Raw genomic sequence first — 17,541 nt, 5'->3', positions numbered from 1 at the left:
AACAGCTTAGTCCGTCGCGCTACTTACCTTAAATTGTTCGATTGACTCTCGAGCCAACCATGAATTTAAAAACCGTTTCAACTCAACCCTTCTCCGACCAAAAACCGGGAACCTCGGGGCTGCGAAAATCCGTTCCCGACTTTCAAAAACCCCATTACCTCGAAAACTTCATTCAATCCATCTTTGACAGCATCGACTCCAAAGACGGTTCTACTCTCGTTGTCGGCGGCGACGGGCGCTACTACAACCGCCAAGCCATTCAAACCATCCTAAAAATGGCAGCAGCGAACGGTTTTGGGCGCGTTCTCGTGGGTTGCGACGGCATCCTTTCTACCCCCGCCGCCTCCTGCGTCATTCGCGAAAATCAAGCCATTGGCGGCATTATCCTGTCCGCTAGCCACAATCCGGGCGGCCCCGAAGGCGACTTCGGCGTAAAATTTAATACCAGTAACGGCGGCCCCGCACCGGAAAAGGTGACGGATGCGATTTATGCCCGCAGTAAGGAGATTAACGAGTACAAGATTCTCGAAGCTGCCGATATTAACCTCGATCGCGTCGGTTCCTTTAAACTGGGAACGATGGATGTAGAAGTCATCAACTCCGTAGACTCCTACGCCAAACTGATGGAATCGTTGTTCGATTTTCCCCGCATCCGCGAACTCTTCACCTCTGGTAACTTTCGGATGTGTATGGACTCCATGCACGCTGTCACCGGGCCTTACGCCCATGAAATCCTGGAAGGACGTTTGGGCGCGCCCGAGGGAACGGTGATGAACGGCAAACCCCTTGAAGATTTCGGCGGCGGACATCCGGATCCGAACTTGGTTTACGCGCACGATTTAGTCGAAATTCTCTTTGGTAGCGATGCGCCCGATTTTGGGGCAGCTTCCGATGGGGACGGCGATCGCAATATGATCTTAGGGCGCAACTTCTTCGTTACCCCCAGCGACAGTCTCGCCGTCCTCACCGCTAACGCTACCCTCGTCCCCGGCTACAAAAACGGCTTAAGCGGCGTAGCCCGTTCCATGCCGACATCCCAAGCCGTCGATCGTGTCGCACAACGTTTGGGGATAGACTGTTACGAAACCCCCACCGGCTGGAAATTCTTCGGAAACCTCCTCGATGCGGATAAAGCCACCCTTTGCGGCGAAGAAAGTTTCGGCACGGGTTCCAACCACGTCCGCGAAAAAGATGGTTTGTGGGCGGTATTTTTCTGGTTGAATGTTCTGGCGGTGCGCGGCGATTCCGTCGAAGAAATTGTTAAAGAACACTGGAAAACTTACGGACGTAACTATTACTCCCGCCACGATTATGAGGAAGTGGATAAGGAACGGGCAATGGATTTAATGGCTCACTTGCGATCGCAATTTCCCACCCTTCCCGGACAAAAACTCGGCAACTACGAAGTCGAATATGCCGATGACTTCAGCTATAGCGATCCCGTCGATGGTAGCATCAGCGAAAATCAAGGGTTGCGCATTGGTTTTACTGACGGTTCTCGCATCGTCTTCCGCTTATCGGGAACGGGGACTAAAGGTGCAACGCTGCGCATTTACCTGGAAAGTTACGAACCCGACAGCAGCAAGCACGATCTCGATCCCCAAGAAGCCCTCGCCCCGTTCATTGAAATTGCCGAAAAAATTGCTCAAATTCGTCAGTTTACCGAACGCAACGAACCGACGGTTATTACTTGAGGAAGCGTTTATTATCGCGAGTTAGTTGATGCTTGAATCGGTGGGCAATTTGCCCACCCTACCTCTCTAATATCGCCACAATCGCGCGAGCAGATATTATGTTAGCCGCTTCCAGCGAGTTCGAGCAACTTAAATTTTCGCGTCGTCAAACGATTGGAATTCCGGGGCGCGGCTTTCTTTACTTCGCATCTCCAGAGGATGTTATTCTCAATAAATTACTTTGGGGGCAAGCCAGCCAATCTGAAAAACAATGGCGCGACGTTTTAGGAATTTTGAAAATTCAAACAACTCATTTAGATGTTGATTACCTTTGCGACTGGGGCGAACGATTGGGGGTAAGTAGCAATTTGTTACAAGCTTTCGAGCAAGCAGGTCTTGCGGATTGAAGATAATGATGGGGCTGTTAGACAATCTTGAATATGGGAAGCTAATGCCTCTTCACCGCCACTTGTTTCAAAGCCAAGATTTATTCAGCTATGGAGGATTTTAATAAAGAAGTATAAGAATGGTAATTGAGCCGGAATTCTTTGTAAATCTAAATGTTTTTGTTATAATATAGCAATCCCAAATTGTTTGAAGTCTTTTGGGGCTGATATATCCTTGCTGCGTATGGCGTTCAGCGCTCGCAATTATCACAACCTATTTGGGATTGCTATAAATGAATCATTTTTAAGGAATGTTTGACCGACTTCATTTCACGGTATAGATATTTTACTTGTTGTCATTCTCCAGAAGTTTCTATTTATACCTGAGTTTTTATGCGCTTCTCGATCGGTAATTATTCTTAACATGAGTAACTTTCAGTCTTCTGAAGATTCTAGTATTGTTCCGCAGCAATCATCACAACTTATAGGACTTGATGAATTCAAGTCACTATTTTATCAACTAAATGCAAAACCAGATACCGAAATTCGATTGTTACGAGGTAAGAAAATTTTAGGCTTGCCAGACATTAGAAGTATCAATGAACGGATATCTAGTAAACTCCGCAATCACGAGTTGATTTCGGAAATTGCATCGATCAGTTTTATATTATCTAATAGAAGGATAAAAGATTACTCTACTTGGGCGGAATTTGAACGAGAGAAATGGGATACGGTTAATGAAATTGTTAGGGCTATTACTATTAAGTGGGATATTGCAGTAAAATTACCTCAGTACCAATTACCACAGAGACATTCTTTAAAGATAAGAATTGGGACTGAGATTCCCCCTAAAGATATTTTTCAACTAATTCTTACAAGTGACGACATCACAGAACTAATGGAGATACGAACACCAAGTATATGTAAAGTCGATTTTATAAATGAGATTCTTGCTACCGAGTTACTGAATATCGTTGTCGAATGGTACGAAGGGTTGCAGAATTTGCCTGAAGATAATCCTTTTAATAGTTTTCTTAATAAAAGAGGTGAGTTGCTGAGTGAGATAATTCGATATTCTTTACCAGTAATTTTACTTATAATATTTTATCAAAATTATGATTATTTATTGCCTCCTGCTAGCTTAGAAAATTTAGTTTCTTTGAAAAGTATAACTTTTCTTCTCATTGTAGTATTAGCTATATTTATAACTGGGAATTTTTTAGGTGTAAAACTTGAAAGATATATAGATGAACGTATTTCCCAGTTGGAAGAACATCCTAGATTTTCAATCACAAAAGGCGATTTTAAGGAAGTTGAAGAATTCAAAAAGCGAAACAAAACATTGAAAAATGAAATTTTATGGCGTTTATTCTGGGTGTTGTTTAGTTTGACTGTATCATCCTTAGCGAAGTTTATATTCCAAAATATACAGCAATCACCATCATAGATAATTCATAAGAGGGCATTGCATCGCAATGCCCCTACGAGAGTTTTTTACGAGCAACCTATCATCCCGCCAACTACGCGCCGCCGCGCAATTTATCGAGAACGGTGCGATCTTCCAAGGTTGAAGTATCGCCCGCAATCTCCTGTCCGGCAGCTAAATTACGCAATAAACGCCGCATGATTTTACCCGATCGCGTTTTCGGCATCGCATCGGTAAACCGGATTTCTCCCGGCCGCGCGATCGCCCCAATCTCATTAACGACGTGCTGTTTTAACTCCTTCTCCAACGCCTCGCTTTCCTCGTAATCGCCTTCTAAAGTCACAAAAGCGAAAACTTCCTCGCCCTTCAACTCGTCCGGTTTGCCCACGACTGCGGCTTCTGCCACCGCTGGATGCGACACCAACGCCGATTCGATTTCCATCGTCCCCAGGCGGTGTCCGGCGACGCTAATCACGTCATCCACGCGCCCCATCACCCAAAAATACCCCTCTTCATCCCGGCGCGCGCCATCGCCAGCAAAATAGAAGTATTGCCCGTCTTTCGGGGCGATATGTTCCCAATAAGTGCGACGGAAGCGCTCGTCGTCGCCGTATACTGTCCGCATCATACTCGGCCAAGGATGCTTGATGACCAAGTAACCGCCCTCATTATCAGCGGCGGGATTGCCGTCTAAATCGACCACTTCGGCGAGAATGCCGGGGAAGGGGAAGGTTGCCGAACCCGGTTTGGTGGGCGTTGCACCGGGGAGTGGAGTCAGCATGAAACCGCCCGTTTCTGTTTGCCACCAGGTATCGACAATCGGACAGCGTTCGTTGCCGATGATTTTGTGATACCACATCCAAGCTTCGGGGTTAATCGGTTCGCCGACGGTTCCAAGCAGGCGCAAACTTGACAAATTGCGCGCTTTGGGCAGGTGTTCGCCCATTTTAATGAAGGCGCGAATGGCGGTGGGGGCGGTGTAAAAGATGGTTACGCCGTATTTTTCAATGACATCCCAGAAGCAACCGGGATTGGAGGGACGGGGCGCGCCTTCGTACATTAAGGTCGTTGCGCCGTTGGAAAGGGGGCCATAAACAATGTAACTGTGGCCGGTAATCCAGCCGACATCGGCGGTACACCAGTAAACGTCGGTATCTTTGAGATCGAACGTCCACTTCGTCGTCATGTGGGTGTAGAGGTTGTAACCGGCGGTGGTGTGGACAACTCCTTTAGGTTTGCCGGTGCTACCGGAGGTGTAGAGGATGAAGAGGAGGTCTTCGCTGTCCATCGGTTCGGCGGGACAGTCGGCGGAGGCGTTTAATTTAAGATCGTGCCACCAATGGTCGCGTCCGGGTTCCATGTGGACTTTTTGCCCGGTACGCTGGACGACGAGGACGTTTTTAACGCTGGGGGCGTGGTTGTTGGCGATCGCGAGATCGACTTGTTCTTTGAGGGGAACGGCTTTATCTTTACGGTAGCCGCCGTCTGCGGTGATGACGAGTTTGGCTTCTGCGTCGTTGAGTCTGTCGCGCAGTGCTTCAGAACTAAAACCGCCAAACACGACGCTATGAGCCGCGCCAATTCTAGCACAGGCGAGCATCGCGATCGCGGCTTCGGGGATCATGGGCATATAGATGCCGACGACATCGCCTTTTTGTACGCCTAATTCTTTCAGCACGTTCGCCATTTGGCAAACTTCGCGATGCAGTTGCGCGTAAGTGAGGGTGCGCGAGTCGCCCGGTTCGCCTTCCCAAATGAGGGCGGCTTTGTTTTTGCGCCAAGTGGTGAGGTGGCGATCGAGGCAGTTGTAGGAAATATTCATTTTACCGCCGACAAACCATTTCGCGACGGGGGGCTGCCAATCGAGGACGGTATCCCATTTCTGGAACCAATGCAATTCTTTCTCGGCGAGTTCCGCCCAGAAGGCTTGGGGATCTGCTTTAGCTTTATCGTAGAGTTGTTGGTAATCTTCGAGAGATGCGATCGCGGCTTCCCGGCTGAATTCTTCTGGCGGCGGGAAAACGCGGTTTTCTTGGAGGATGGATTCAATCGTCGGTTGAGACATCGTACTAACTGAGGGTTCTTAAAAGACTGCTAAATCAACATTACACTCTAACTGTTTCCCAGAGCGCGATCGCGCAGGGATCCGCTTTGCGGTGCGCCTAATCTTTGCGTTTCTTTAAGACTGACATAAGCAAGAGTAAATCGCCTGTAGAGACGTTGTATACAACGTCTCTACAGAACCGCTAACTTTAACTCAGTGCCATTCATCCCTACCAAACTGGTACGGTTACAGTGTCGGATAAATAGAGTGTCGATATAGCGTTTTCCCCGCACGTGAGGTACGGCTCCAAAAATCCAACAGGTAGGGGCGAATGGTATTCGCCCTCTTGGGTGTGCCTCTGAAAAGTGTTTGGCGGCAAGCTCAAATCGAGCAGGAGGAATGATGCGCTATGCAGTTGTAATCGAGAAAGGTGCAAGTAGTTATGGTGCTTACGTTCCCGACTTGCCCGGGTGCGTTGCAGTGGGGGAAACTTTATCTGAAGTTCGGGAATTGATTCGCGAGGCGGTTGTGCTGCATTTAGAATTGTTAGCGGAAGAAGGCGAGAGCATTCCCGAACCCCTTTCGCTTTGCGAGTATATAGAGGCTTAATATAGTGGAAAATTGAGAATTGACAATGAACCCGAAAATTTGACGATGAATTAAACTTTCTTCGTTATCCATCGTCCATTATTAATTGTCAACTATTCATCAAGCCCTAGCTCAATCGTTCCGCCGCCACCGCGCTAATATTAAAGTGAGAATCGAGCGCCAACTGTTGCAGACTGGAAACCGGAGTGCTGACATTACGAGCAACGGTACACGCACTGAGTCATTGCTATCGCTGGCTAGTTGTACGAGCAGTTCGGCGGGAGTGCTGGAGTTGACAGCAACGGCATCACGAACAACGGGATTCTCATCTTTCGCTAACTGTTGCAGACTGGGAACTGGAGTTCTGACATTACGAGCAACGGTACAACGCACTGAGTCATCGCTATCGCTGGCTAGTTGTACGAGCAGTTCGGCGGGAGTGCTGGAGTTGACAGCAACGGCATCACGAACAACGGGATTCTCATCTTTCGCTAACTGTTGCAGAATTGGAATCGGAGTGCTTGCATTCCCAGCAATGGTACGACGGACTAAGACATCGCGATCGCTGGCTAGTTGGGCGAGAACTTGGGCGGGAGTGCTGGAGTTGCGAGCAACGGCATCACGAACAACGGGATTCTCATCTTTGGCCAACTGTTGCAGACTAGGAATCGGAGTGCTGACATTCTTGGCAACGGTACGACGGACTAAGACATCGCTATCGCTGGCTAGTTGGGCGAGAACTTGGGCGGGAATGCTAGAGTTGCGAGCAACGGCGTAACGAATTTTGCGGTTCTCATCTTTGGCTAACTGTTGCAGACTGGGAATCGGAGTGTTGACATTCTTGGCAACGTTCCAGCGGATTGAGACATAGCTATCGCTAGCTAGTTGGGCGAGAACTTGGGCGGGAATGCTGGAGTTGCGAGCAACGGCGTAACGAATTTCGAGGTTCTCATCTTTGGCTAACTGTTGCAGACTTGGAATTGGAGTGTTGACATTCTGGGCAATGGTATAACGGATGGAGGCATCGCGATCGCTAGCTAGTTGGGCGAGAACTTGGGCGGGAATGCTGGAGTTGCGAGCAACGGCGTAACGAATTTTGTGGTTCTCATCTTTGGCTAACTGTTGCAGACTTGGAATTGGAGTGTTGACATTCTTGGCAATGTTCCAGCGGATGGAGGCATCGCGATCGCTAGCTAGTTGGGCAAAAACTTGGGCGGGAATGCTGGAGTTGCGAGCAACGGCGTAACGAACAACGGGATTCTCATCTTTGGCTAACTGTTGCAGACTTGGAATCGGAGTGTTGAACTTATAGGCAATGGTACAACGGATTGAGACATCGCGATCGCTGGCTAGTCGTGCGAGAATCTGGGTAGGAGTGCTGGAGTTGCGAGCAACCGCATCACGAACAACGGGATTCTCATCTTTGGCTAACTGTTGCAGACTGGGAATTGGAGTGTTGACATTTTTGGCAACGGCACAACGAACAACGGGATTCTCATCTTTGGCTAACTGTTGCAGACTGGGAATTGGAGTGTTGACATTTTTGGCAACGGCACAACGAACTGAGTCATCGCTATCGCTGGCTAGTCGTGTGAGAATCTGGGCAGGAGTGCTGGAGTTGCCAGCAAGCGCAAGACGAATTTCGAGGTTCTCATCTTTGGCTAACTGTTGCAGACTGGGAATTGGAGTGTTGACATTTTTGGCAACGTGACAACGAACCCAGACATCGCGATCGCTAGCTAGTTGTGCAAGAATCTGGGCAGGAGTGCTGGAGTTGCCAGCAATCCCAACACGAATTGCGAGGTTCTCATCTTTCGCTAACTGCCGCAAGATTTCTAAGGGTATATTGGGATTTCCGGCGATAGCCCTTCTTATCCCATCATCATCAATTAAAAATAACTGTTCTAACGTTAGAGCCGAAGTATTTCGGTTGCTGGCTACCGAATGACAGATTCCAAGGCAGAACCTGCTCTGAGAATTATGGGGGATAATAGCAGAAGCAGAATCGCTAGCCACTTGTGCGAGAATCTGGGCAGGAGTGCTGGAGTTGCCAGCAAGCGCTTGACGAATTTCGAGGTTCTCATCTTTCGCTAACTGTTGCAGAATTGGAATCGGAGTGCTTGCATTCCTAGCAAGGTTCGAGCGGGCTGAGATATCGCGCTCGCTGGGTAGTTGTGCGAGAAGATCGGCGGGAGTTCTGGGGTTGCTTGCGAGCGCACGACAAATGTCGTAGTTCTTATCCTTCGCCAACTGTTGCAGAATTGGAATCGGAGTGCTTGCATTCCCAGCAACGTTACAACGAACCGAGACATCCCTATCGCTGGCTAGTTGTACGAGCAGTTCGGCTGGAGTGCTGGAGTTGCCAGCAATTGCATCACGAATTCTGTAACTCTCATCTTTCGCCAACTGTTGCAGAATTGGAATCGGAGTGCTTGCATTCCCAGCAACGTTACAACGAACCGAGACATCGCTATCGCTGGCTAGTTGTACGAGCAGTTCGGCGGGAGTGCTGGAGTTGCCAGCAATTGCATCACGAAGATCGCGATTTTCGCCGCGATCGCTCATTAATTTCCTCAGAATGCTCGGATGAGTGCAATTGTACCTTGCTACGTTCAGCATATTGAAACGGTTCTGGGGATTTAACAATGGTTGGTAGAAAAGAGCGCAATTCTCGCAAGAAAACAGTTTCAACAGGGTTTTTCTGGGAATTTGGGCGATGGGATCGAGAATTTCCAGGAACAGCAGCGGTAAAACCGGATTTTCTAATACTCGTTCGGGAAATTCAATCGCCAATTTCCATAAAGTATCGAGCGATGTATTCGGATTTCCTGCCACTTTTTCACGCACGAGCGCGTCTTTGCTTTGACTCAACGCTCTTAGCTCCTCCGCCGGTGTTAAAGGATTGCCAGCAATTTCTCGAGCAAGATCGAAGTTTTCCATCCCTTTGTAGTCACTCTGTTTTTCAATTGTAGGCGATACTTCGAGCCTAGTGTACGCTAGAGTTGCGTTTCTTTAAGGTCAAACGCAGCAGCATTCCCGAACCCACTTCACTTCTCTTAAAATCGCCCCTATGAAAAAATTCGACTATTCTTTGGATTTCAAAACCCTTAACTTTCGCGATCGCCCAGAACTTTATATTGTTGGCAAAGGCGAGCAAGGAGTTTTGCTGGTCGAGCCGTATAAAAGCGAGTTACTTCCGCACTGGCGATTTAAAACCCCCGAAATTGCCGAGATTTCGTCCAGCAAACTCTATGAAATGTATTTAGATTACAAACAACAAGGCGATTTCGTCGGTATGGATATGGCGAGAAAATTTATTCAAATGGGCTACACGAGGGCGCGAAGATACGCCAATCATCCAGGGGGACGAAAATACGATCAAGAAAGTAAGGAGTTAATTCCGATCGCGGAAATCGAGCCGGTTAAAGCCGAATCAGCACGAATTTTTAAACTCAAATGGGATGCGATTAGAAGCGATGAGATTTATCAGCAGATGAAACAAGAACATCGGCACAAATACGAGAGTTGAGCGAGCTAATATAAGGCGCATTTAAACTGAACCTACTCAATTCCTCCGTCCCCCGTGCGCTGAGCGAAGTCGAAGCGCTGCCTCCCGTTTCTACAGACTAACTCGGAAGCTACATCTTCCGGTTTCTCTTATTTATATAGCGTTTTTAAAATGGATGAGGTACAAAAATTGAAATTAGATGGGTAGGGGCGAATGGCATTCGCCCATGCGGTGTAACTCACGCAAACGAAAAATGCTATATCAATCGCGATCGCGGTTTACCATCCCTTGCTCGACAGTTTCCATCAATTTTTAGCAACTCGGTTTCTCAATTGTAGAATATCGACTCAAACACGTCTAAAGATTGAGCCGTTACCGCTTGAATCAGAAGCGTTCCTAAAACCTCTAAATCCTCAATTGCACCAATTCGTTCCCGCAATTGCCTCGGAACCTCATTAAAGCGAACTTCCAAGATGCGAAGAATATCTTCTTGTCTTTGCTTTCTCTGCCCTTCTTGAAGTCTTTTTTCCACCTCGGACTGCTCGGTTTCCGTCTCGACAGTCTCAACGACTTCCAAAAGCGCGGATTCAAACACCTCCAAAGATTGAGTTGTTACCGCTTGCACCAAAAGTGAAACACTTAGCCCGCCAGGAACTCAAGTTCCTGTCTAATAGCTGAAACCCGTTGAAACGGGTTGGATACATCTGAATTTCTCAGTCCTATAAAGAGGACTTGAGTTATTAGCGAGAAGAGAATCGATGGGTTTGTTGCGTAAACCTTGGCAATCTGAGGACTTTTTATCGAGGTTATATCGATACTTTACGGTGTACCCAAGCGCGATAAAAGCAAGACCCGAACTCAAATCGTGTAAACCGCATCCCGAATTGCGGTTTTCCCGACTGTCCCGAACTGAGAGCGCTTGGCATCATAAGAAGTGTAAGCAAGGTTAAACGAAACATTACAAGAAAAGGCAATCGGAGGGTTTATATAATGTTATTAGTTCGCCTGCAACCGACTCGAAGTGCTTCTACTGTTCGCCGCTACGTTCCCCAACCCAGACTACCTCAAACTATCGTTCGCAAACCGGCAGTGGAACTGGAAAATCGGGGGAACGAACTGATTTTACGCGCTGCGATTCCGGGGATGGACGCTAAAGATTTAGATATTCACGTGGCACGCCAAGCGGTGGCAATTTCGGGAGAGTATCGCAACGAACGCAGAATCGAGAGCGATCGCGTCCTGCACAGCGAGTTTCGTTATGGTAAACTCGAACGAGTTATCCGGCTTCCTTTTGCGATCGATAATACGCAAGTTAGCGCTGATTTTAGTAATGGTGTCCTCACTTTAACGCTACCGAAAGCAAGCGCGATCGCGAATCGAGCCGTTAAAGTTGAACTAACCCCAGCAACAGCAGAATCGCAACCCCAATTACCGGAAACCGAACTTCCCGAAGCTGTTGTTGAATCGCAGCCCCAGCCTCAAGAAGTCGAAGTTACCGAACCGGCTGCTGAAGCAAAATCTCAACCCATTAATGACGAAACCGGCGACGTTTGGGCGGTATAGCTTAAAAAATTAGGTTCTAAGCTTGGTTCGCTCTCCAACTTTTAATCGACATATTTCAAGGTGCAGTAATGCACCTTTTTTTGTTATATAGCAATCCCATTTTGGTTGCGATAAGTGGCGAGCCTACAACCCACGCCCCGTAAGGATGATAAATTTTGAAATTGCCACAACCTATTTGGGATTGCTATAGAATGAAATGTAGGGTGTGTTAGCGAAGCGTAACGCACCGTTATCCTGAGAATTTTGGAAAGTTGATTTTAGGCAACGCAATCTTAAATTGGTATTAGAGTTTAAGCTTAAAGTTGAGGACATTAATTTTTAAGCTAGGTATGTAAAATGGCATACAGCGATTTTAAACTCGGTGAAGTCATTCAAACTTTCGGATTGACGCTTCATGAAGTATCGGGATTGTTTGCAGATGTTCCTAAAGAAGATTGCGATAGTTTGCTTGAAACAATCCTTCAAGAAAACACCGACCTTACAGTAGCCATTAATACGGAGAAAGCACGCTCCGAAATGATAATCTCTCCGATATTACTAGCAGTCAGACGCAAGTTTAACAGCGAAATTGGCTTATTTTCGGGCATTGAATTTAATGTAGATAGCGCGCGCGGCTTGAATGGCTTCTGCGATTTTATTTTGAGTTTATCGAAAGAACAGCTTTTTCTACGCGCGCCCGTGGTGATATTGGTGGAAACGAAAAATGAAAATCTTAAGTTAGGTTTGGCGCAATGTTTGGCGGAAATGGTAGCCGCGCAAATTTTTAACGAACAGCAGGGCAATAGAATTAAATCGATTTACGGGGCAACAACGATTGGCACGATTTGGCAATTCATGAAGTTAGAGAATAACCAAGTTTATATCGATTTGAGCGAGTATTACATTAAGGATATTCGCAATATTTTAGGAATTTTATCAATGGCAATTCGAGATAATCAATCTTAAACATTTTTGCGAGGGCGGAAAATATGGGAATGGTCGGGATGATAAAGCCGCGATCTCGTTCCTCGATCGCTTTGCGATCGCGCGCCTTCCAACTCTTTCAAAGCAGGACTAATAACATACAAAGTCGTCCGAATCAAGTTTTTTTCAAGAGTAATGGCGGCCATTTTGTCAAGGGGAACGACCCAAATTTCTTCATCCGGCCAACCGAGGCGATAGCAAACGGCGACGGGGGTATCAGCGGGGTAATGTTGCAGCAGTTTCTCGCGAGCGCTTTCGACGTGGCGGGCGCTGAGGTAAAGGCAAAGACTAGCTTGGTGAGCGGCGAGAGTGGCAAGTTCTTCGCGTTCGGGGACGGGGGATGCTTGTCCGGAAGTGCGAGTGAGGATAATGGTTTGGACGAGTTCGGGAACGGTAAGTTCGATACCAAGTTTGGCGGCGGCATCTTGGTAGGCGCTCAATCCGGGAATCAGTTGATAGGGGATATCGGCGGCGGCAAAGGCTTGTATTTGTTCGCCGATCGCGCTATATAAACTCAAATCCCCGGAATGCAGGCGGACAACGGATTTCCCAGCTTTGACGCGCGCGATCGCGATTTCGACAATTTCTTCTAATACTTTATTCCCCGTCGGAATCAATTCGGCATCGTCGCGAACATCTTGCAAAATTTGTTGGGGAACTAAAGAATTTGCATACAAAATAACATCAGCTTTCGTCAAAATTTTGTACGCTTTAAGCGTGAGCAGTTCCGGATCTCCTGGGCCCGCACCGATAATGTAAACAGCAGGATTTAAATTCATAATTGATAACGAAGAGGGGGTAATTGATAATGGACAATGGATGAATGGCACTGAAATAAGAGTTGAAAAATCGCCCGTAGAGACGTTGACTTGCAACGTCTCTACAGATAATTTCGTAGGGTGGGCAGCGCCCACCAGCCTTAAGTTAGTGCCATTCGACAATGGATAATTGGTAACGAAGAGAAGAGCGTTAATCGAGGGTAGATAACGAAGATAAAAGGAGGCTGGGTTGCTTCAATTCATAGTTTCTCTTCCTTCCTCCTTTAAAAGTAACTGGCAACCGAGCGCAAAACATCGGGAATGGGCAGATCGTCGGGAAATTCGAGGGAAGTTTCGCGTTCGCCCAGATAGCCAGACTGAGCAAATGAGAGCAGCATTCTCGATAGGGCAACCCAAACTTCGCGATCGAATTCCCAATCGTTTCCTTTCGGGGCGTAACAAGAAATTGATTTCAACGCCCAGAAGTAACTATTGCGAACGATCGAGCCGCCTTTTTTGTACGTCGGCAGGTCTTCTTTACAAACGATTAGAATATCATCTTTGATAACAACTCGCATCAATTTAGTAATTTAGTGAATAATAATTTAAGGACATACTCCGGATTGTTAAAAGATTTATGCTGGTAAAAATTGGTTTGGGTCTGCTTTGGCTTGGATTTGTCGTTTACGCTTTCTTATTTGCCCCTCCTGATAGCCCCGATACTCTCGATCTCATTAAACGTCTCTCGGTTGGGGATATTGGAGGGATTAATCCTCTTATTGTAGCGTTGTTCAACCTTATGGGCGTTTGGCCGCTCGCTTATAGTTGCCTCCTTTTTGCTGATGGTAGAGGGCAAAAAATCCGTGCTTTTCCTTTCGTAATTGGCTCTTTTGCGTTGGGCGCTTTTGCTCTCCTTCCTTATCTGGCTTTGCGCGAACCTAACCCAACTTTCGTTGGAAAAAAAGATAAAGCGATTAGTGCTTTTGACTCGCGTTTGCTCGGCGTTTTATTGACTATTGCTGCTGTTGGGTTAGTCGCGTTCGGTTTGAGCCAAGGCAATTGGACGGACTTCGTGCAGCAGTGGAAAACAAGCCGTTTTATTCATGTTATGAGTCTGGATTTTTGCTTGCTGTGCGTGTTATTTCCGACTTTATTAGGAGATGATTTGGCGCGTCGCAATTTCAAAAAAGCTTGGGTTTTCTGGCTGGTTTGTCTCGTTCCTTTATTCGGTCCACTACTTTATCTCTGCTTGCGCCCGTCGTTAGAGGAGACGACTTCGCAAGAAGAAGCCAAGCGTTCTCCAGTTGCCACGAGTTAGGGGGATGCAATAAATCGTAATTGCCGACCTCCCAAAAATTCGGTAAGGTAGGGTCATAATGGATAATTGACAATTGATAATTGACAATTGAAGAAGGTGTTGGCGAACTCCGATCGCCTTACGGACTCAATTCTTAGCACGCTCCAGTAGACCTTGGTTGTTGGGGAAAAACGCTAGCTTCGTTAGATTCGACGCACGACGTTCGGAGAAAATATTGGGAGATGAAAAGCCATGAGGTACTTAAGTTCGATTTCAAGCTTAATGTCGTCGCCGGTTTCTCAGAGCGGTACAATTCGAGGTCTGGGGATCGTGTTCATCCTGGGTTGTCTGTGGATGGGACTTTCGGGATTGTTCGATCTCCTGCTCGGTCATTATACGTTAGGTGCGTCTTGGGATCGATTTTCGATTCACGTGCAAGCGCGTTTGGGACGGGTTTTAGTATTTGTGTTGCTGGTTGCGGCGATCGCGTCGGCAGCTTTCCTGCGCTGGGCATTCTAAAATAAGAAAATTCACCATTCCCCCTCAATTAGACCGATCGCGCTGCATCTCTGGCGTTGCGCCCCCTACCCCAAGTTTTAATGTAGGGACGTTCAATTGAACGTCCCTACAAAATTAGATCTTGACAAAATAGACGAATTGTGGTTTGAACGGTTAACTCACTTTCTCGCTACTCGTTACGCTTGTCCGGCGAAGACTTTAGCCGCCGCCGTAATGCCTGCGCCCGTTGCTGCGCCCGCGCTTCCCAATTCGACTAAAACCGCTTCAAGAGCGCCAATTGCAGCAAGGATATCGCGATCGCCAACAAACCCTAAATGACCGATGCGGAAAATCTGACCTTTGAGATGGTCTTGTCCGCCAGCGAGGGCAATATCAAAGCGTTTTTTCAGCAGCGAACGAATTTTCTCAGCATCCGCATCGCCGCCTAACACGGCTGTTACTGCCGTACTCGCCGCTTCGTCGGGGGCAAAGGGCTGTAAACCCAAGGCTTTAACGGCTGCGCGGGTTGCCGTTGTTAAGCGCTGGTGACGTGCAAAAATGCTTTCTAACCCTTCTGCTTTCATCATCCGCAGGGCTTCGCACAGCCCGAATACGAGATTGACGGGCGGGGTGAAGGGAGAACTATTGTCAGCGGTTGCTTTGCGATATTTACCCAAATCGAGGTAAAAACGCGGTAAGGTCGCCGTTTTGTAAGCTTCCCATGCTTTAGGGCCGACGGCTACAAATCCCAATCCGGGCGGAATCATGTAACCTTTTTGCGACCCAGAAGCGACGATATCGAGTCCCCAGTCATCGATGGGGATGTTGTAAGCGCCTAAACTGGTGACGGCATCGACGATAATTAAAGCTTCGCCGTGGGCTTTGACGTGCTTGTTGATGGTTTCGAGGTCGTTGAGCGCGCCGGTGGAGGTTTCGGAGTGGGTGAGAATGACGGCTTTAATCGTTTTTTCGGAATCGCTTTCTAGTTTTTCGCGAATTTGCTCGGTGTCGAGGGGTTTGCCCCATTCTGCGGTCACGATTTCCACGTTTAAGCCGTAAGCTTGGCACACTTTCACCCAGCGATCGCCAAATTTCCCATTCGAGCAGCATACAACGCGATCGCCCGCGCTCAAAACGTTGATAATCCCCGCTTCCATCGCTCCCGTACCGCTACTCACGAGCATTTGAACGTTATGCTGCGTTTGGTGGAGCCAATTGAGGTTTTCAGTAACTTCTGCTTGAATTTTGCTGTATTCCGAGGTGCGATGGCCGATGGGATGTTGCGCCATTGCTAACAGTACCCGCTCGGGAACCGGCGTTGGCCCCGGAATCATTAACATCTGCTTGCCATCCATAACTTCCACTTTTCTCCCTTTACAATATCGAGGCGATCCCGCAGGGATCGGCTTCGCGATGCGCATTCAGTCAGTCAACTGCAAATCGCCCCTTCGAGGTGAGGAACTATCTTGCTGCCTGCCGAACCGAAACGTTTGCAAACTCTCATCCTATTCTATTTGTTCGTTTTTTTGTATCTTCAAATTCCTTCTAAGAAGATTTAGGGAGTTTCGGCAGTCCGTTCGGAACAACACTAGACTGAACTGGGGGTTCGTTGAGAGACCAACGATACTCGTAAGGCATATTTAAGTGCGTGCAGGCGGTTTCAAGTTGTTTTTGTTGGGCGAGTGCTTTTCTCAGCGTCGCAATCGTTTGCCGCACTTGTTCTCGCAGAACCGGATTTTGATTGGCTGCAAATAACGTTTGCCTTTCTAGCAGTTGTAGAAGCAGTTCGTAATGAATATGGGAGGGGAGGGGGATTGGCTCCATGAAATGGCGATCGCTCGAACGAGAGAAGGGAAACTGAGTTTAACAAAAAGTTAACATTATGGCAGCGATTTAGGTCACAGGCTCGGCATACAAAGCAGCGATCGCGCTGCCGGGATCGGGCTGTTTAACGAGAGACTCGCCGATTAAAACGGCGGTTGCTCCTGCCGCACTGACCTGTTGCAAGTCGTCTGGGGTATGGAGTCCGGATTCGCTAACGACCGAAATCCTTAAAGCCTGAAGTCGATCGCGTCGTTTTTCCATCAATTCGCAAGTCGTTGCTAAATCGACAGAAAAATCTTCTAAGTTACGATTGTTTATTCCTACTAAGGTAACATTTTCTAAGGCTAAAATGCGATCGAGTTCGGCTAAACTATGAACTTCAATTAAGACGCTCATCCCCAAACTGCGAGCAATCTTGAGAAAGTAACCCAAGTCGCGATCGTCGAGAATTGCTGCAATCAATAGGATGGCATCCGCACCGCGCGCCCGAGCCAGATAAATTTGATACGGAGAAATAATAAATTCCTTACACAAAATCGGAATTTCAACCGCCGAACGAACTAAGGCGAGATTTTCAAAACTGCCTTGAAAGAATTTGCGATCGGTGAGGACGGAAAGACAACTCGCTCCAGCGGAAGCATAGGAACGCGCGATCGCAACGGGATCGAAGTTTTCTCGAATAATTCCCTTACTCGGCGATGCTTTTTTGACCTCAGCAATGAGGGCGGGTTTTAGGGTTGAATTCCGCAGTGCGGCGACAAAATCTAAAGGCGGTGCGGCGCTAGCGACTTGTTTGCGAAGTTCGACGAGGGGGACGCGATCGCGAAATACTTCGACTTCCCGATCTTTATACCAAACAATTTCCTCGAGAATATTGCGCGGTTCTGCATCCGGATGCGGGACTTGATAGCGGACAACATCGAGATTTACGGCTGGACTGGGGGGTCTTCTGCGGATTTGCATTGTTGAATTAGGGAAGAGTGAAAAGCACTGACAACGCCGACAAGGAACCT

General features: G+C 47.6%; 17 protein-coding genes. 9 read left to right on the top strand and 8 right to left on the bottom strand.

Annotated features, from left to right (window positions below):
* Positions 1 to 59 precede the first annotated feature (59 nt).
* From H6G50_RS06240 to H6G50_RS06230, 3 genes are all read left to right on the top strand, one after another.
* Complete coding sequence (locus H6G50_RS06240; RefSeq protein WP_190714353.1) at positions 60 to 1,694, top strand: alpha-D-glucose phosphate-specific phosphoglucomutase; 1,635 nt, start codon at positions 60 to 62, stop codon at positions 1,692 to 1,694.
* A gap of 98 nt (positions 1,695 to 1,792) precedes the next feature.
* Positions 1,793 to 2,080: a hypothetical protein gene (locus H6G50_RS06235; protein WP_190714351.1), complete on the top strand. Its 288-nt coding sequence runs from the start codon at positions 1,793 to 1,795 to the stop codon at positions 2,078 to 2,080.
* Positions 2,081 to 2,483: 403 nt separating this feature from the next.
* Entirely contained in the window at positions 2,484 to 3,506 is a 1,023-nt protein-coding gene (locus tag H6G50_RS06230; RefSeq protein WP_190714349.1) for a hypothetical protein, read from the top strand.
* A gap of 73 nt (positions 3,507 to 3,579) precedes the next feature.
* Here H6G50_RS06230 and acs read toward each other — a convergent pair whose 3' ends face one another.
* The gene (gene acs, locus H6G50_RS06225) at positions 3,580 to 5,550 is read right to left on the bottom strand and encodes an acetate--CoA ligase (RefSeq protein ID WP_190714347.1); all 1,971 of its coding nucleotides are present in this window, start codon (positions 5,548 to 5,550) and stop codon (positions 3,580 to 3,582) included.
* Positions 5,551 to 5,928: 378 nt separating this feature from the next.
* On the opposite strand from acs, the gene H6G50_RS06220 reads away from it, so the two are divergent.
* Positions 5,929 to 6,138 (top strand): type II toxin-antitoxin system HicB family antitoxin, encoded by a 210-nt coding sequence (locus H6G50_RS06220; protein ID WP_347239887.1) that lies wholly within the window; start codon positions 5,929 to 5,931, stop codon positions 6,136 to 6,138.
* A 111-nt stretch (positions 6,139 to 6,249) separates the two neighbouring features.
* On the opposite strand, the gene H6G50_RS06215 is transcribed toward H6G50_RS06220, so the two are convergent.
* Positions 6,250 to 9,057: a HEAT repeat domain-containing protein gene (locus H6G50_RS06215; RefSeq protein ID WP_190714345.1), complete on the bottom strand. Its 2,808-nt coding sequence runs from the start codon at positions 9,055 to 9,057 to the stop codon at positions 6,250 to 6,252.
* A 130-nt stretch (positions 9,058 to 9,187) separates the two neighbouring features.
* On the opposite strand from H6G50_RS06215, the gene H6G50_RS06210 reads away from it, so the two are divergent.
* Positions 9,188 to 9,646, top strand: a complete 459-nt coding sequence (locus tag H6G50_RS06210; protein WP_190714343.1) for a DUF4385 domain-containing protein — start codon at positions 9,188 to 9,190, stop codon at positions 9,644 to 9,646.
* Between the two features lie 307 nt (positions 9,647 to 9,953).
* On the opposite strand, the gene H6G50_RS06205 is transcribed toward H6G50_RS06210, so the two are convergent.
* Positions 9,954 to 10,253, bottom strand: a complete 300-nt coding sequence (locus H6G50_RS06205; RefSeq protein ID WP_190714341.1) for a hypothetical protein — start codon at positions 10,251 to 10,253, stop codon at positions 9,954 to 9,956.
* A 362-nt stretch (positions 10,254 to 10,615) separates the two neighbouring features.
* Here H6G50_RS06205 and H6G50_RS06200 point away from each other — a divergent pair, with 362 nt between their 5' ends.
* Entirely contained in the window at positions 10,616 to 11,188 is a 573-nt protein-coding gene (locus H6G50_RS06200; protein ID WP_190714339.1) for an Hsp20/alpha crystallin family protein, read from the top strand.
* A gap of 336 nt (positions 11,189 to 11,524) precedes the next feature.
* On the top strand, positions 11,525 to 12,133 hold the full coding sequence (locus H6G50_RS06195; RefSeq protein ID WP_190714337.1) for a hypothetical protein: 609 nt from the start codon (positions 11,525 to 11,527) through the stop codon (positions 12,131 to 12,133).
* Here H6G50_RS06195 and cobM read toward each other — a convergent pair.
* Both cobM and H6G50_RS06185 read right to left on the bottom strand, forming a co-directional pair.
* Complete coding sequence (gene cobM, locus H6G50_RS06190) at positions 12,130 to 12,930, bottom strand: precorrin-4 C(11)-methyltransferase (RefSeq protein ID WP_190714335.1); 801 nt, start codon at positions 12,928 to 12,930, stop codon at positions 12,130 to 12,132. The genes H6G50_RS06195 and cobM overlap by 4 nt on opposite strands.
* 263 nt (positions 12,931 to 13,193) lie before the next feature.
* A complete protein-coding gene (locus tag H6G50_RS06185) occupies positions 13,194 to 13,487 on the bottom strand; it encodes a hypothetical protein (RefSeq protein WP_190714601.1) in 294 nt (97 codons plus the stop codon).
* Between the two features lie 59 nt (positions 13,488 to 13,546).
* Between H6G50_RS06185 and H6G50_RS06180 the strand changes: the two genes are divergently transcribed.
* A complete protein-coding gene (locus H6G50_RS06180) occupies positions 13,547 to 14,227 on the top strand; it encodes a DUF2834 domain-containing protein (protein ID WP_190714333.1) in 681 nt (226 codons plus the stop codon).
* A gap of 231 nt (positions 14,228 to 14,458) precedes the next feature.
* Complete coding sequence (locus tag H6G50_RS06175) at positions 14,459 to 14,725, top strand: hypothetical protein (protein WP_190714331.1); 267 nt, start codon at positions 14,459 to 14,461, stop codon at positions 14,723 to 14,725.
* Positions 14,726 to 14,901: 176 nt separating this feature from the next.
* Here the strand turns inward: H6G50_RS06175 and H6G50_RS06170 are convergent, their stop codons facing one another.
* From H6G50_RS06170 to trpC, 3 genes are all read right to left on the bottom strand, one after another.
* Positions 14,902 to 16,059 carry an alanine--glyoxylate aminotransferase family protein gene (locus tag H6G50_RS06170; RefSeq protein ID WP_190714599.1) on the bottom strand — a complete coding sequence of 386 codons (1,158 nt, stop codon included), beginning with the start codon at positions 16,057 to 16,059 and terminating at the stop codon, positions 14,902 to 14,904.
* Positions 16,060 to 16,249: 190 nt separating this feature from the next.
* On the bottom strand, positions 16,250 to 16,528 hold the full coding sequence (locus H6G50_RS06165) for a DUF5340 domain-containing protein (protein ID WP_190714329.1): 279 nt from the start codon (positions 16,526 to 16,528) through the stop codon (positions 16,250 to 16,252).
* 69 nt (positions 16,529 to 16,597) lie between these two features.
* Entirely contained in the window at positions 16,598 to 17,491 is an 894-nt protein-coding gene (trpC, locus tag H6G50_RS06160; protein WP_190714327.1) for an indole-3-glycerol phosphate synthase TrpC, read from the bottom strand.
* Between the last annotated feature and the right edge of the window lie 50 nt (positions 17,492 to 17,541).

It is taken from the genome of Oscillatoria sp. FACHB-1406 (assembly GCF_014698145.1).
Taxonomy (GTDB): Bacteria; Cyanobacteriota; Cyanobacteriia; order Cyanobacteriales; family Spirulinaceae; genus FACHB-1406.
This window is presented reverse-complemented; position numbering and strand designations above follow the sequence as displayed.

What these genes read in the sequence shown, in the direction of transcription:
- H6G50_RS06235 (WP_190714351.1), top strand. Translation starts at nt 1,793, where the DNA reads ATGTTAGCCGCTTCCAGCGAGTTCGAGCAACTTAAATTTTCGCGTCGT.
- acs (WP_190714347.1), bottom strand. Translation starts at nt 5,550, where the DNA reads ATGTCTCAACCGACGATTGAATCCATCCTCCAAGAAAACCGCGTTTTC.
- H6G50_RS06210 (WP_190714343.1), top strand. Translation starts at nt 9,188, where the DNA reads ATGAAAAAATTCGACTATTCTTTGGATTTCAAAACCCTTAACTTTCGC.
- H6G50_RS06185 (WP_190714601.1), bottom strand. Translation starts at nt 13,487, where the DNA reads ATGCGAGTTGTTATCAAAGATGATATTCTAATCGTTTGTAAAGAAGAC.
- H6G50_RS06195 (WP_190714337.1), top strand. Translation starts at nt 11,525, where the DNA reads ATGGCATACAGCGATTTTAAACTCGGTGAAGTCATTCAAACTTTCGGA.
- H6G50_RS06230 (WP_190714349.1), top strand. Translation starts at nt 2,484, where the DNA reads ATGAGTAACTTTCAGTCTTCTGAAGATTCTAGTATTGTTCCGCAGCAA.
- H6G50_RS06220 (WP_347239887.1), top strand. Translation starts at nt 5,929, where the DNA reads ATGATGCGCTATGCAGTTGTAATCGAGAAAGGTGCAAGTAGTTATGGT.
- trpC (WP_190714327.1), bottom strand. Translation starts at nt 17,491, where the DNA reads ATGCAAATCCGCAGAAGACCCCCCAGTCCAGCCGTAAATCTCGATGTT.
- H6G50_RS06240 (WP_190714353.1), top strand. Translation starts at nt 60, where the DNA reads ATGAATTTAAAAACCGTTTCAACTCAACCCTTCTCCGACCAAAAACCG.
- H6G50_RS06215 (WP_190714345.1), bottom strand. Translation starts at nt 9,057, where the DNA reads ATGGAAAACTTCGATCTTGCTCGAGAAATTGCTGGCAATCCTTTAACA.
- H6G50_RS06170 (WP_190714599.1), bottom strand. Translation starts at nt 16,059, where the DNA reads ATGGATGGCAAGCAGATGTTAATGATTCCGGGGCCAACGCCGGTTCCC.
- H6G50_RS06180 (WP_190714333.1), top strand. Translation starts at nt 13,547, where the DNA reads ATGCTGGTAAAAATTGGTTTGGGTCTGCTTTGGCTTGGATTTGTCGTT.
- H6G50_RS06200 (WP_190714339.1), top strand. Translation starts at nt 10,616, where the DNA reads ATGTTATTAGTTCGCCTGCAACCGACTCGAAGTGCTTCTACTGTTCGC.
- H6G50_RS06165 (WP_190714329.1), bottom strand. Translation starts at nt 16,528, where the DNA reads ATGGAGCCAATCCCCCTCCCCTCCCATATTCATTACGAACTGCTTCTA.
- H6G50_RS06175 (WP_190714331.1), top strand. Translation starts at nt 14,459, where the DNA reads ATGAGGTACTTAAGTTCGATTTCAAGCTTAATGTCGTCGCCGGTTTCT.
- cobM (WP_190714335.1), bottom strand. Translation starts at nt 12,930, where the DNA reads ATGAATTTAAATCCTGCTGTTTACATTATCGGTGCGGGCCCAGGAGAT.